The sequence below is a fragment of the Achromobacter agilis genome, from assembly GCF_900496965.1.
GTDB lineage: Bacteria > Pseudomonadota > Gammaproteobacteria > Burkholderiales > Burkholderiaceae_B > Achromobacter > Achromobacter agilis.
Genome location: NZ_UFQB01000003.1, coordinates 335,112 through 348,107, shown reverse-complemented (window position 1 = coordinate 348,107; position 12,996 = coordinate 335,112). Strand labels below are relative to the sequence as shown.

12 protein-coding genes are annotated in these 12,996 nt (G+C 67.0%); 6 read left to right on the top strand and 6 right to left on the bottom strand.

From position 1 onward, the window contains the following. Positions 1 to 93: 93 nt before the first annotated feature. The 3 genes from AGI3411_RS05680 to AGI3411_RS05670 form a co-directional block, all read right to left on the bottom strand. Positions 94 to 744, bottom strand: a complete 651-nt coding sequence (locus AGI3411_RS05680; RefSeq protein ID WP_062679441.1) for a CoA transferase subunit B — start codon at positions 742 to 744, stop codon at positions 94 to 96. A gap of 11 nt (positions 745 to 755) precedes the next feature. Next, on the bottom strand, positions 756 to 1,454 hold the full coding sequence (locus AGI3411_RS05675; RefSeq protein WP_043543243.1) for a CoA transferase subunit A: 699 nt from the start codon (positions 1,452 to 1,454) through the stop codon (positions 756 to 758). 200 nt (positions 1,455 to 1,654) lie between these two features. Further along, positions 1,655 to 2,104 (bottom strand): acyl-CoA thioesterase, encoded by a 450-nt coding sequence (locus tag AGI3411_RS05670; protein ID WP_129526416.1) that lies wholly within the window; start codon positions 2,102 to 2,104, stop codon positions 1,655 to 1,657. A gap of 112 nt (positions 2,105 to 2,216) precedes the next feature. On the opposite strand from AGI3411_RS05670, the gene AGI3411_RS05665 reads away from it, so the two are divergent. From AGI3411_RS05665 to aptA, 6 genes are all read left to right on the top strand, one after another. Beyond that, positions 2,217 to 3,863, top strand: coding sequence for an electron transfer flavoprotein-ubiquinone oxidoreductase (locus tag AGI3411_RS05665; RefSeq protein ID WP_165359071.1), 1,647 nt, complete (start codon positions 2,217 to 2,219; stop codon positions 3,861 to 3,863). A 48-nt stretch (positions 3,864 to 3,911) separates the two neighbouring features. After that, complete coding sequence (locus AGI3411_RS05660; RefSeq protein WP_129526415.1) at positions 3,912 to 4,772, top strand: NAD-dependent epimerase/dehydratase family protein; 861 nt, start codon at positions 3,912 to 3,914, stop codon at positions 4,770 to 4,772. Positions 4,773 to 4,844: 72 nt separating this feature from the next. Continuing rightward, positions 4,845 to 5,948 (top strand): cytochrome P450 family protein, encoded by a 1,104-nt coding sequence (locus AGI3411_RS05655; RefSeq protein WP_129526414.1) that lies wholly within the window; start codon positions 4,845 to 4,847, stop codon positions 5,946 to 5,948. Beyond that, positions 5,945 to 6,289, top strand: a complete 345-nt coding sequence (locus tag AGI3411_RS05650; protein WP_129526413.1) for an antibiotic biosynthesis monooxygenase family protein — start codon at positions 5,945 to 5,947, stop codon at positions 6,287 to 6,289. The genes AGI3411_RS05655 and AGI3411_RS05650 overlap by 4 nt, the downstream gene beginning before the upstream one ends. Positions 6,290 to 6,453: 164 nt before the next feature. Continuing rightward, positions 6,454 to 7,338, top strand: coding sequence for a GntR family transcriptional regulator (locus AGI3411_RS05645; protein WP_129526412.1), 885 nt, complete (start codon positions 6,454 to 6,456; stop codon positions 7,336 to 7,338). A 122-nt stretch (positions 7,339 to 7,460) separates the two neighbouring features. Further along, a complete protein-coding gene (gene aptA / locus AGI3411_RS05640; RefSeq protein WP_129526411.1) occupies positions 7,461 to 8,777 on the top strand; it encodes an omega-aminotransferase AptA in 1,317 nt (438 codons plus the stop codon). 55 nt (positions 8,778 to 8,832) lie between these two features. On the opposite strand, the gene ltaE is transcribed toward aptA, so the two are convergent. The 3 genes from ltaE to acs all read right to left on the bottom strand — a co-directional run bounded on the left by ltaE (position 8,833) and on the right by acs (position 12,893). After that, positions 8,833 to 9,855, bottom strand: a complete 1,023-nt coding sequence (gene ltaE, locus AGI3411_RS05635) for a low-specificity L-threonine aldolase (RefSeq protein WP_129526410.1) — start codon at positions 9,853 to 9,855, stop codon at positions 8,833 to 8,835. Positions 9,856 to 9,894: 39 nt separating this feature from the next. Then, positions 9,895 to 10,782, bottom strand: a complete 888-nt coding sequence (locus AGI3411_RS05630; protein ID WP_129526409.1) for a DMT family transporter — start codon at positions 10,780 to 10,782, stop codon at positions 9,895 to 9,897. Positions 10,783 to 10,913: 131 nt separating this feature from the next. Then, on the bottom strand, positions 10,914 to 12,893 hold the full coding sequence (gene acs / locus AGI3411_RS05625; RefSeq protein WP_129526408.1) for an acetate--CoA ligase: 1,980 nt from the start codon (positions 12,891 to 12,893) through the stop codon (positions 10,914 to 10,916). Between the last annotated feature and the right edge of the window lie 103 nt (positions 12,894 to 12,996).

The window sequence follows — 12,996 nt, the reverse complement described above, 5'->3', positions numbered from 1 at the left end:
CGGGGCGTCGAGCATCGCAGGATGGGTGCAGCGCGAAGGGCTTTGGGCAAAGGCCCCGCCGCCGGTCGCGCGCAACTCATCAACAGCGCAGCATCACAAGCCGGAGACGTCCAGCTTGGCCAGCGTCTTGGACTGGATTTCGTCCACCGTCACGCCAGGCGCCGTTTCCAGCAGCTTCAGGCCGTTTTCGGTGACTTCCATCACGCCCAGATCGGTGATGATCAGGTTGACCACGCCCACGCCCGTGAGCGGCAGCGTGCATTCGGGCAGCAGCTTGATATCTTCGGTGCCGTCCTTCTTCTTGGCCACGTGCTCCATCAGGACCACGACGCGGCCCACGCCAGCCACCAGGTCCATGGCGCCGCCCATGCCCTTGACCATCTTGCCCGGAATCATCCAGTTGGCCAGGTCGCCCTTTTCGGAGACCTGCATCGCGCCAAGAATGGCCAGGTTGATCTTGCCGCCGCGGATCATCGCGAACGAATCGGCCGAGGAGAAGATGGAGGACCCGGGCAGGGTCGTCACCGTCTGCTTGCCGGCGTTGATCAGGTCTGCGTCGACTTCGTCGTCGGTCGGGAACGGGCCGATGCCCAGCAGGCCGTTCTCGGATTGCAGCCACACTTCCACGCCCTTGGGCACGTGGTTGGCCACCAGGGTCGGCAAGCCGATGCCCAGGTTCACGTAAAAACCGTCTTGCAGTTCGCGCGCGGCGCGAGCCGCCATTTCATCGCGGGACCATGCCATGTCTGTTCTCCTTAGGCCGGGCGAGTGGTGCGTTGTTCGATGCGCTTTTCGGGCGTGGCGTTCAGCACGATCCGTTGCACATAGATGCCGGGCAGGTGGATCTGGTCGGGATCCAGGCTGCCGGTTTCAACGATTTCCTCGACTTCGACCACCGTAAGCTTGCCAGCCATGGCGACGTTCGGATTGAAGTTGCGGGCCGTCTTGCGGAACACCAGGTTGCCGCTGCGGTCGGCGATGTGCGCCTTGACCAGCGACACGTCGGGCACCAGCGAACGTTCCATCACGTACTGCTGGCCATCGAACTCGCGGATTTCCTTGCCGTCGGCCACGATCGTGCCCACACCGGTGCGCGTGAAAAACGCCGGGATGCCCGCGCCACCGGCGCGCAGCTTCTCGGCCAGCGTGCCCTGGGGCGTGAATTCGAGTTCGAGCTCGCCCGACAGGTACTGGCGTTCGAATTCTTTGTTCTCGCCCACGTAGGACGCAATCATCTTGCGGACCTGGCGCGTATTGAGCAGCTGGCCCAGGCCGAAGCCGTCGACGCCCGCATTGTTGCTGATGCAGGTAAGGTCCTTGACGCCCGAATCGCGCAGCGCGGCGATCAGGGCCTCGGGAATACCGCAAAGGCCGAAACCGCCCACGGCGATCATCTGACCGTCCTTGACGATGCCTGCCAGCGCCTCCTTGGCGCTTGCATAAACCTTGTCCATCGCTCCAACTCCTAGTTAAGGTCGAACTGAAGAGAGCCCGTCCCGCCGCTTGCGCGCAACCGGTCCCGCGCTGGGATCGAAAAAATCGGGATAGGCCCTGTTTTTTCTATTGCTTTTGTAATCTTGCGCTAGATTTTACCGGCATGCCCGGCCAACGCACGCCCTATTTTGCCGGTATCGCGCCTTGCGACGCGGGGGGCTCAGGCCGCGGGCCTGAACAGCGCGCCCAGCTGCGCCAGCACTTCCGGCGGCCACGGGGCGGACGCATTGGCCACGTAGTCCATCCAGACTAGCACGTTGCGCCCGCGGGCATAGGCCCCCCCGGCGTCGCCGGCTTTCTCCAGCAGCAGCTCGAATTCCGCGCTGGAACGGCCGATGCGGGTGACCTTGTGCGTGACGCGCACGTTCGCGGGATAGGTCAGGGGACGCAGGAAATCGCAGGATGCGTGGGCCAGGATGGGGCCCGCGTCCGCAGGCAGCTCGAAGCCGGCCTCGTAGAGGATCTGCATCCGGGCCTCTTCCATGAGGCGGAAATACAGCGTGTTATTGAGATGGTTCAAAGCGTCCGAATCGCCCCAACGCAAAGGCAATTCCGTTTCGTGGGTATCGCCTACCGCAAGAATCCGTGCAGACAGGTTGTCCGGGTTCACCAATAGCTCCTGATGGCTGAATGAAATACGAAGGCGGGCGAGGCGCCGCCTGCAATACAATCGTCGATAATACTTCCAGCCATATCTGGAACACATACGGGGAGCTTTGCAAATGTCTGAACGCGAGTCGATGGAATATGACGTGGTCGTGGTCGGCGGTGGACCCGCCGGCCTGGCCACCGCAATCCGTCTTAAGCAGCTGGCCTCTGAGAAGAATCAGGAAATCGGCGTCTGCGTGCTTGAAAAGGGCGCGGAACTGGGTGCGCACATCCTGTCCGGCGCCGTCATGGACCCGCTGGCGCTGACCGAACTCATCCCCGACTGGAAGGAAAAAGGCGCGCCGCTGAACGTGCCCGTCACGCAGGACAAGTTCCTGTTCCTGTCCGAAACCGGCGCGCGCGGCACGCCCAACTGGCTGCTGCCGCCCTGTTTCCACAACGAGGGCAACTACATCGTCCGCCTGGGCGACGTCGTGAAGTGGATGGGCGAGCAGGCCGAGGCGCTGGGCGTGGATATCTTCCCCGGCTTCGCCGCAGTGGAAATCCTGTACGACGAAAACGGCGCCGTCCGCGGCGTGGCCACCGGCGACATGGGTGTGGCCCGCGACGGCAGCCACACCGACCACTACCAGCCCGGCATGGAGCTGCACGCCCGCTACACGGTGTTCGCCGAAGGCGCCCGCGGCCAGCTGGGCCGCCAGTTGATCGAACGCTACAAGCTCGACGACGGCCGCGACCCGCAGTCCTACGGCATCGGCATCAAGGAAATGTGGGAAGTGGACCCGGCCCAATCCAAGCCCGGCCTGGTCATCCACACCGCCGGCTGGCCGCTGGATTCCGACACCTACGGCGGCTCGTTCCTCTACCACCTGGACAACAACCTGGTGGCGGTCGGCATGATCGTCGGGCTGGATTACGCCAACCCCTGGCTGTCGCCGTTTGACGAATTCCAGCGCTATAAAACGCACCCCGCCATCCGCGGCACGTTCGAAGGCGGCAAGCGCATCGCCTACGGCGCGCGCGCCATCACGGCCGGCGGCCTGCTGTCACTACCCAAGCTGACGTTCCCGGGCGGCGCGCTGGTCGGCTGTGAGGCCGGCTTCCTGAATGCCTCGCGCATCAAGGGCAGCCACGCCGCCATCAAGTCCGGCAAGCTGGCCGCCGAAGCCACCTTCGACGCCCTGGTCGCGGACCGCCGCCAGGACGAGCTTGCCGCCTACCCGCGGGCGTTCGAGGCATCCTGGCTGCACGCCGAACTGAACAAGGCGCGCAACTTCAAGCAGTGGTTCAAGAAGGGCCGCACCATCGCCACGGTGATGACCGGCGTCGAACAGCTGCTGTTCAAGGGCAAGATGCCCTGGACCCTGCACCACAGCAAGCCCGACCATGCCTGCCTGCAGCCGGCATCGCAGTGCGCGCGCATCGACTATCCCAAGCCGGACGGCAAGCTCACCTTCGACAAGCTCAGCTCGGTGTTCATCTCGAACACCAACCACGACGAGAACGAACCCGTCCACCTGACGCTGAAGGATCCCAACGTTCCCGTGCAGGTCAACCTGGCCAAGTACGGCGGGCCGGAGTCGCGCTACTGCCCGGCGGGCGTGTACGAGTTCGTCAAGGACGATCACGGCGAAGACCGCCTGCAGATCAACGCGCAGAACTGCGTGCACTGCAAGACCTGCGACATCAAGGATCCGACCCAGAATATCGTCTGGGTGGCCCCGCAAGGCGGCGAAGGCCCCGCCTACAGCGGCATGTGATCCGCTCGGCCCCGCACGCTGGCCGCGCGGGGCCTCTCCCATCCTCCCATGACCGAACGCGTCCTCCTCATCGGCTGCGGCGACCTGGGCCAGCGTGTCGCCCGGCGCTTCCTAGCGCGCGGCGACGAGGTCCATGCGCTGCGGCGCAATCCTCCGGCCGACGGCCCGCAGGGCATCCGCTGGCTGCGGGGCGACATCTCCCGCCCCGGCGGCCTTCCCGCGCTGCCCCGGGGCGTGACGCGCCTGGTCCACCTGCCCGCGCCCGGCGCGCGCGACCCCGCCGCCTACCGCGCCGTCTTCATCGACGGCCTGGCCAACGTGCTCGAGGCGCTGGACACGTCGCGGCTCGAACGCGTCGTGTTCGTCTCGTCCAGCGCCGTCTACGGCGAGCACGATGGCCACTGGGTCACCGAAGACACGCCGCCCTCTCCCCTGGGCGCCAATGGCCGACTGCTGCTGGAGGCCGAGGCCGCGCTGGCGGCCCGCCGCCTGCCGTCCACGGCGCTGCGGCTGGCGGGCCTGTACGGACCCGGCCGCCTGCAACTGATCGACAGGCTGCGCAGCGGCGCGGCCGGCGCGCCCGTCCATCCCGAGCACTGGGCCAATCGCATGCACATCGACGACGCGGCCGCCGCCGTGGTCCATCTGGCGTTGCTGCCCGAGGTGACGCCGGTGTACATCGGCTGCGACGATACGCCCCTGCCCTTGCACACGTTGTATGCCGAGCTGGCCCGGCTGGCCGGCGCGCCCTCGCCGCGCGTGGCGCCCGCGCCCGCGAACGTCGGCAGCAAGAAGCTCAGCAATGCCTGGTTGCGCGCGGCAGGCTTCACCCTGCGATGGCCCGACTCCCGCCTTGGCTACGCCGCATTGCTGGCGGAGGCGGGCCAGGACGATCCCGCACAGGCATAGTTCGGCCCACGCCGAATCGTTGGCCGCAAACCTGCCGGATACTGGCGGCCACGCTTACCGCCATCCATCGTCATGTTTCCCGCCCATCCTCTCGAAGCGGTCACGCACGCCGCCCCCTATCCCTACTACGCAGCGCTGGCGCGCGACCGGCCGCTATATCGGGAGCCGGCGCTCGACCTCTGGATCGCCAGCCACCCGGATGCCATCCGGGCCATCATGAGCCACCCGGCCGCCCGAGTGCGCCCCCCGGCTGCGCCCGTGCCTCCCGCGCTGTGCCCAGGCCCGGCGGCGACGCTGTTCGGCCGCTTCGTGCGCATGAACGACAGCGTGCCGCACACGCAGCTCAAAGGTTTGCTCACGGATTTCATTCGCGGACAAGGACGCCATCCGGAGGTGATGGCCTGGCCCGATACCGGAGCGCTGACGGCGAACGACATCGACCGCTACCTCGCCGCGGCGCCGGTGCACGCGCAAGCCGCCTTCCTCGGCCTGCCGCCCAGCGTCTACGCCGACTGCGCGGCCGATATCAGCGTTTTCCTGTCGGGGTTGCCTGAGGTTTCTGCCGGCCCCAAGACTGCCGCCGCACACGCCGCCGCCGAACGCCTGCAGGGCCGCCTTGAATCGCACCTGCAGGCTCCGCAGGCCTCGCCGGCCTTGCGCAGGCTGCGCGAGGCCGGCATGCGCGCCGATCTGGCGCCGGCCCTGCTGGCCGCGAACCTCGCGGGCCTGCTGTTCCAATCCTGCGAGGCGGGCGCAGGCCTGCTGGGCAACGCGCTCGTCCTGGCCGGACGCCGCGGCCTGCGCGGCGCCGTCTCGGACGGACAGGCCGAGGCGCTGGTGGATGAAGTGCTGCGCACGGACCCGCCCGTGCACAATACCCGGCGTTTCCTTGCCGCCGGCATCGAGATTTGCGGCCAGGGCATCGAGGCCGGCCAGACCGTGCTGCTGGTCCTGGCCGCCGCAGCCATGATCGAGCCCGAAGCGCGCTGGCCCTTCGGGGCGCTGGGGCACGCCTGCCCCGGCGCCGAACTGGCACGCCGCCATGCGGCCGCGGCGCTGGCCCATCTGCTGCACGCGGACGCGGATACCGTATCGCTCGCGGCTCGCTTCCGCTACCGGCCGCTACCCAACGCGCGCGTACCGCAGTTTGATTTCCCCAAGGAGCCCTCCCAATGATCGCCGTGATATTCGAAGTCGAACCCGCCAACGGCAACCCCGAGCCCTACCTCGCAATAGCCGCCGGCCTCATCGAGGAATTGAAAGCCATGGACGGCTTCATCTCGGTCGAGCGCTTCCAGAGCCTGACCAACCCGGGCAAGCTGCTGTCGCTGTCGTTCTGGCGGGATGAAGAGGCCGTCCGCCGCTGGCGTTCGCTGGAGTCGCACCGCCGCGCACAGGAGGCCGGGCGCGGCGGCGTCTTCGCGGGCTACCGGCTGCGGGTTGCGCAAGTGCTGCGCGACTACGGCATGCATGAACGCGGAGAAGCCCCAGCGGACAGCCGCGAGCGCCACGGCTAGACCGAGTAGCCTTGGTCGCCGGGTGCGAGCGCCAGCTTTTTTGTACTAACATACAAAAACAATCAATATGAACATCTCCGCCGCCATCGCTGGCGCGCCACCCGCGCCACATCGCTCTCCGGTACCATTCCCACTCCCTCGCCACGCGCGCTCCCGCCCCGTCCATGTCCACCGCCGTCCCCGCCCGCCCCACACCGCTGCAAGTCGATCTGGCTCGCCATATCGCGGAAGATATCGTGGCCGGACGTTACGCGCCGGGCGACCATCTTTCCGAGGAAGCGCTGGCGGCGGACTATGAAGTCTCGCGCACCCCGGTGCGCGGCGCGCTCAAGCTGCTGGCCACGCAGGGCCTGATTACGCATCGCCCCAACAGCGGCTATACGGTGGCGGCGCGCGGCGCCGCCGCGCTTCCCGCGATCGAGGGAGCCGGCCCCACCCAGGACGAGCTGTACCGGCGCCTGATTGGCGATCGCGCCTCGCGCGCGCTACCGGACACGTTTACTGAAAGCGACCTGCTCCAGCGTTACCCCGCCCCGCGCAGCGTGCTGGCCAAAGCGCTGTTGCAGCTGTCGGCCGACGGCCTGATCGAAAAACGCAAAGGCCACGGCTGGCAGTTCGCGCCCTCGCTGGAAAACCGCGACGCGCTCAACGAAAGCTACCGCTTCCGCATGACGGTCGAGTGCGCGGGGCTGCTGGAGCCCACGTTCCGCCCGGACAAGGAAGCCCTGGCGCGCATGCGCGCCGCGCACGAAGCGCTTGCCGCGCGCAGCGACGGCAGCGACATCTCGGCCGCGGAATTCTTCAATCTGAACGCCTCATTCCACGAAATGCTGGCGCGCTTCTCGGGCAACCGCTACATCCTGCAGGCCGTGCAGCAGCAGAATCAGCTGCGCCGGCTCGAGGAGCACCGCGCGTTCTATCACCTGGCGCAATACGCGAACTCCAGCCGCGAGCATCTGCAGATACTGGCCGCGCTTGAGGACGGCGACCAGGAATGGGCCGCCCAACTGATGCGGCAGCATCTGAAATCCGCGCTGCAGCGCTCCTGATCCCCTGCGCCTTTCCTGCCGGCCCATACCGGATCCGGATTGTTCCGGCTCGAACTTAATTGTATTTTTTAATCTATTAGTACACAATAAAGCGTCATTCACTGCCCCAACAGGATCATCTGATGTCGCCCCAGACCCCAAACTCCGAGGCTTATTGGCTGCCCTTTACCGCCAACCGCCGCTTCAAGCGCAACCCCGTCGTATTCAGCGGCGCGCAGGACATGTACTACTTCCGTCCCGACGGCAGCGAAGTGCTCGACGGCATCGCGGGCCTGTGGTGCGTGAACGCCGGCCACGGCCGGCCGGAGATCGTGCGGGCCATTTCGCGGACGGCGGCGGATCTCGATTACGCCTCCTCGTTCCAGATGAGCCACCCGCTCGCTCTGCGCTTCGCCGATGAGTTGATTCGGGCAGCGCCTGCCGGTTTTAGCCAGGTGTTCTTTTCGAACTCGGGCTCGGAGGCCGTGGACACCGCGCTGAAGATCGCGCTGGGCTACCACCGGGCGCGCGGCGACGGACAGCGCGTGCGCCTGATCGGCCGCGAGCGCTCGTATCACGGCGTCGGTTTCGGCGGCCTGTCGGTCTCGGGCATCGCGGGTCATCGCAAGCCTTTCGGCAATCTGCTGCCCTTCGTCGATCACCTGCCGCATACCTATGACCGCGAGAAGATGGCCTATACGCGCGGCCAGCCCGAGTGGGGCGCGCACCTGGCCGACGCACTAGAACGCATCGTGGCCCTGCACGATGCCTCGACCATTGCCGCGGTCATCGTCGAGCCCGTTGCGGGTTCGACAGGCGTGCTCGTGCCGCCCCGCGGCTACCTGCAGCGTCTGCGCGAAATCTGCGACAAGTACGGCATCCTGCTGATCTTCGACGAAGTTATCTGCGGCTTCGGGCGCATCGGCGGCGCGTACTCGGCTTCGCACTTCGACGTGATGCCGGACATCATCACCAGCGCCAAGGGCCTGACCAACGGCGCGATCCCGATGGGCGCCACGCTGGTGCGGGAACATGTGTACGAAGCCTTCATGCAAGGGCCGGAGAGCGCCATCGAGCTGTCGCACGGCTATACGTACTCGGGCCACCCGGTGGCGTGCGCGGCGGGCCTGGCCACGCTCGAGATCGCGCGGCGCGAAAACCTGTTCGAGCGGGCCGGCGAGCTATGGAAAGAATGGGAAGACGCCGCGCATTCGCTCAAAGGCGCCCCGCATGTGGTCGACGTGCGCAACATCGGCCTGCTGGCCGCGATCGAGCTGGCGCCGGAGGAAGGCAAACCCGGCCAGCGCGGCTATGCCGTGCACCAGGCCTGCCTGGAACGCGACTGCCTGATCCGCTCGGCCGGCGACACCATGCTGCTGTCGCCGCCGCTCACGATCGAACGCCATCAGATCGACCGGCTCTTCTCGACGCTGCACGACGCGTTACGGTCCATGCCCTGACGCTTTCAGGCGCGCGGCGCGGCGTTGAACCCTGCGCCGCGCGCTACCGCGGCGCTCAGCGCGCGACAGTGGAGCAGTAATCGGCTACGGCGCGCGCCGCACGGCGCACATCGTCCGCGCTGACGTCCAGGTGGGTCACCAGACGCGTCGGCCCGCCGTACACCGCGCGCATCTTGATGTTCTGCGCGTCCAGCGCGGCGGTCAGGCCATCGCATAGCGCCGGCTCGACCTGGATGAACACCATGTTGGTGTCCTGGCTAAGCACCTCGACGCCCGGAATGCCGCGCAGCCCCTCGGCCAGCAAACGGGCATTTTCATGATCTTCGGCCAGGCGCTCGACGTTGTGCTCCAGCGCATACAGGCAAGCGGCGGCCAGCACGCCGGCCTGGCGCAAGCCGCCGCCCAGCATCTTGCGCCAGCGCCGGGCCTGGGCGATCAGTTCGGCGCTGCCCACCAGGACCGAACCCACCGGCGCGCCCAGCCCCTTGGAAAAACAGATCGACACCGAATCGAAGGGCTGGCACAGGTCCGCCACCGGCTTGCCGCTGGCCACCGCCGCGTTGAACACACGCGCGCCATCCAGGTGCGTCGCCAGGCCGTGCTGGCGCGCCCATTCGGTGGCGGCCCGCACATAAGACGCCGGGATCAGCTTGCCGTGGAAGGTGTTTTCCAGGGCCAGCAGGCGGGTGCGCGCAAAATGCGGATCGCCCTCGGGCTTGAGCGCCGCGGCCAATTTTTCCAGCGGCAGCGAACCGTCTTCCGCGTGCTCGACCGGCTGGGGCTGGATGCTGCCCAGCACGGCCGCCCCGCCCCCTTCGTACTTGTAGGTGTGCGCCAGCTGCCCCACCAGGTACTCGTCGCCGCGGCCGCAGTGCGCCATCAGCGCCCCCAGGTTGCTCTGCGTGCCGGAAGGAAAGAACAGGCCGGCCGCCTTCCCGGCGCGCTCGGCCACCGCTTCCTGCAGGCGGATCACAGTGGGGTCGTCGCCCATCACATCATCGCCCAGGGGCGCGGCGGCCATCGCCTGCAGCATGGCCGCGGAGGGCCGGGTAACGGTATCGCTACGCAGATCGATCATGGAAAATCCTCGGATAGAAAACGGAGTTCGAAAAACCGCTCAGTCGGCACGCGGCGCCGGCGCGGCCCGGCTCACGACCCAGATGCCGGCCAGGATCAGCGCCATGCCGCCCAGCTCGGCGGGCGTCGGCCGTTCGGACAGCAGCGCCCAGGCAAGCAGCATGGCCACGACGGGCACGCCCAGGCTCGACAGGCCGGCGATGGACGCGGGCACGCGGCGCACGACCTGCAGCCACAACAGCCAGCCGGCCGCGGTCGCGATCAGCACGATGTAGGTCATGCCGGTCCAGAGCTGCCAGCCCCATTGCGCGGGCATCTGCGGCACCAGCAAGGCCACGGGCACCATCACCAGGCCGCCGAACAGCATCTGCCAGGCGGTAAAGGTCATCACGTCCGGCGCATGGCGTTCGAACATGCGCTTGGACAGCACGGTTCCCACGCCCCAGCTCAAACCGCTGCCCAACCCCAGCACCACGGGGCGGATGTCGCCCAGGCCGTTCCACGGTTCTACGAAGCAGATAAGCCCGACAGCGGCCAGGCCGATGCCCAGCCCGTGCGTCGCGGTGGGCCGTTCGCGCAGCAGCCACCACGCGAACAGGATCACCCAGAACGGCATGGTGTAGGCCATGAGCGAGACCTTGCCCACCCCGCCCGTTACCAGCGCCGTCTGCACGAACCCTTGAAAGCCCGCCGTCTGGGTCAGACCGATCAGCAGGGTCAGCTTCCAGGGCGGCATGGCCAGCGGGCGGCGGGTCGCGATCACCAGCGCGAACAGCACCAGGCTGCCCGCCACGTAGCGCAGCGCCACGAAATCGAAGGGGCCGATGTAGGACACGATCAGTTTCATCGCGATCCAGCTGCCCGCCCAGACCAGAATGGTGCTGAGCATAAGGGCCAGCCCTGCCCGATCGAAACTGCTGCGGCTCACGTCTATGGCTCCGTGGAAATGCGAAGGAAGAAAAAGAAAAGGCGCCCGGCGCCGGCGGATTGCCGGCACGGGCGCCTGACATTATGCGCCTGTCGCGCAGCGAACAGCCGGCGCGCGCCGGCCGGTCGCGCTCACAGGGGCCTGGACAGCTGTTCCAGGATGGCGGGGTTTTCCAGCGTGGAGACGTCCTGCGTGACTTCCTCGCCCTTGGCGACCACGCGCAGCAGGCGGCGCATGATCTTGCCCGAACGCGTCTTGGGCAGGTTGTCGCCGAAGCGGATGTCCTTGGGCTTGGCGATGGGGCCGATTTCCTTGGCCACCCAGTCGCGCAGCGTCTTGGCGATGGCCTGCGCTTCGTCGCCTTCCGGACGCGTCCGCTTGAGGACCACGAAGGCCACGACGGCCTCACCCGTGGTGTCGTCCGGACGGCCCACCACCGCGGCCTCGGCCACCATCTCGTGCGCCACCAGCGCAGACTCGACTTCCATCGTGCCCAGGCGGTGGCCGGATACGTTCAGCACGTCGTCGATGCGGCCCATGATCCAGAAATAGCCATCCGCGTCGCGTTGCGCGCCGTCGCCGGCCAGGTAGTAGCCGCGCAGCTCGGAGGGGAAATAGCTCTTCTTGAAACGCTCCGGATCGCCCCAGATGTTGCGGATCATGGCGGGCCATGGCCGCTTGACGACCAGGAAGCCGCCGTTGCCCTGCTCGACGTCGGCGCCCGTCTCGTCGACGATGGCCGCCGCGATGCCCGGCAGGGGCAAGGTGCAGGAACCCGGCTTGGTCGGCGTGGCGCCCGGCAGCGGCGTGATCATATGGCCGCCGGTCTCGGTCTGCCACCATGTGTCCACGATCGGGCAGCGCTCGCGGCCTACGTTCTTGTGATACCACATCCAGGCTTCGGGATTGATGGGCTCGCCCACCGTGCCGATGATGCGCAGGCTGTCCAGGTCGTAGTTCGCCGGATGCGCTTCGGGCGAGGCCTCGGCCGCCTTGATCAGCGAGCGGATGGCGGTGGGCGCGGTATAGAACGTGGTGACCTTGTGGCGGGCGATCATGTCCCAGAAGCGACCGGCGTTCGGGTAGGTCGGCACGCCCTCGAAGACCACCTGCGTCAGGCCGGCGGCCAGCGGGCCGTAGGTGATGTAGGTGTGGCCCGTGACCCAGCCCACATCGGCCGTGCACCAGTACACGTCGTCCTTGCGGGCGTCGAAGGTCCATTTCACCGTCAGCAGCGCCCACAGCAGGTAGCCGGCCGACGAATGCTGCACGCCCTTGGGCTTGCCGGTGGAACCGGAGGTGTAGAGGATGAAGAGCGGATGCTCGGCGTTGACCGGCACGGGCGCGCAGGTGTCGGGCTGGCCGGCCTCGACGTCGTGCATCCAGAGATCGCGGCCTTCGTTCCACTGCACCTTGCCGCCGGTTCGGCGGTACACGATGACCTTGGAGACGGCTTCGCAGCCGCCCATCGCAAAGGCTTCCTCCACCGCCGGCTTGAGCGGAATAGTCTTGCCGCCGCGCACCTGCTCGTCAGCGGTGATAACCAGCGACGCGCCCACGTCCATGATGCGCTCCTGCAGGCTCTTGGCCGAGAAGCCGCCGAACACCACCGAGTGCGTCACGCCCAGGCGCGCGCAGGCCTGCATGGCCACCACGGCTTCGATCGACATCGGCATGTAGATGATGGCGCGGTCGCCCTTCTTGTAGCCCAGCGCGGCAATGCCGTTGGCGAAGCGGCACACGCGGGCCAGCAGTTCGCGATAGGTCACCTTGTCGACCTTGCCATCGTCGGATTCGAAGAGGATGGCGGTCTTGTCGGCATTGCCGTTGGTCAGGTGCACGTCCAGGCAGTTGGCCGAGACGTTGAGTTCGCCGTCGCCGAACCAGCGGTAGAACGGGGCGTCGGATTCGTCGAGCACCTGCGTGAACGGTTTGGTCCACTGCAGGTTGTCGCGGGCCTGCCCGGCCCAGAACCCGTCGAAATCGTTCTCGACCTGCGCGCACAGCGCGTTATAGGCTTCCATGCTGGGAATGGCGGCGCCCTGCGCCGCGCGCTCGGGCGGCGGGAAAACACGGGTTTCCACCAGGACGGACTCAATAGCGTTCGACATGATTTTTGTCTCCAATCGGTGATTCTGTCGTTTATGCCGCTTTTTTATTACCCATCTGCAACCGTATCGCCACGCTCTTACGGGCACCTTACGCAAAATGCGG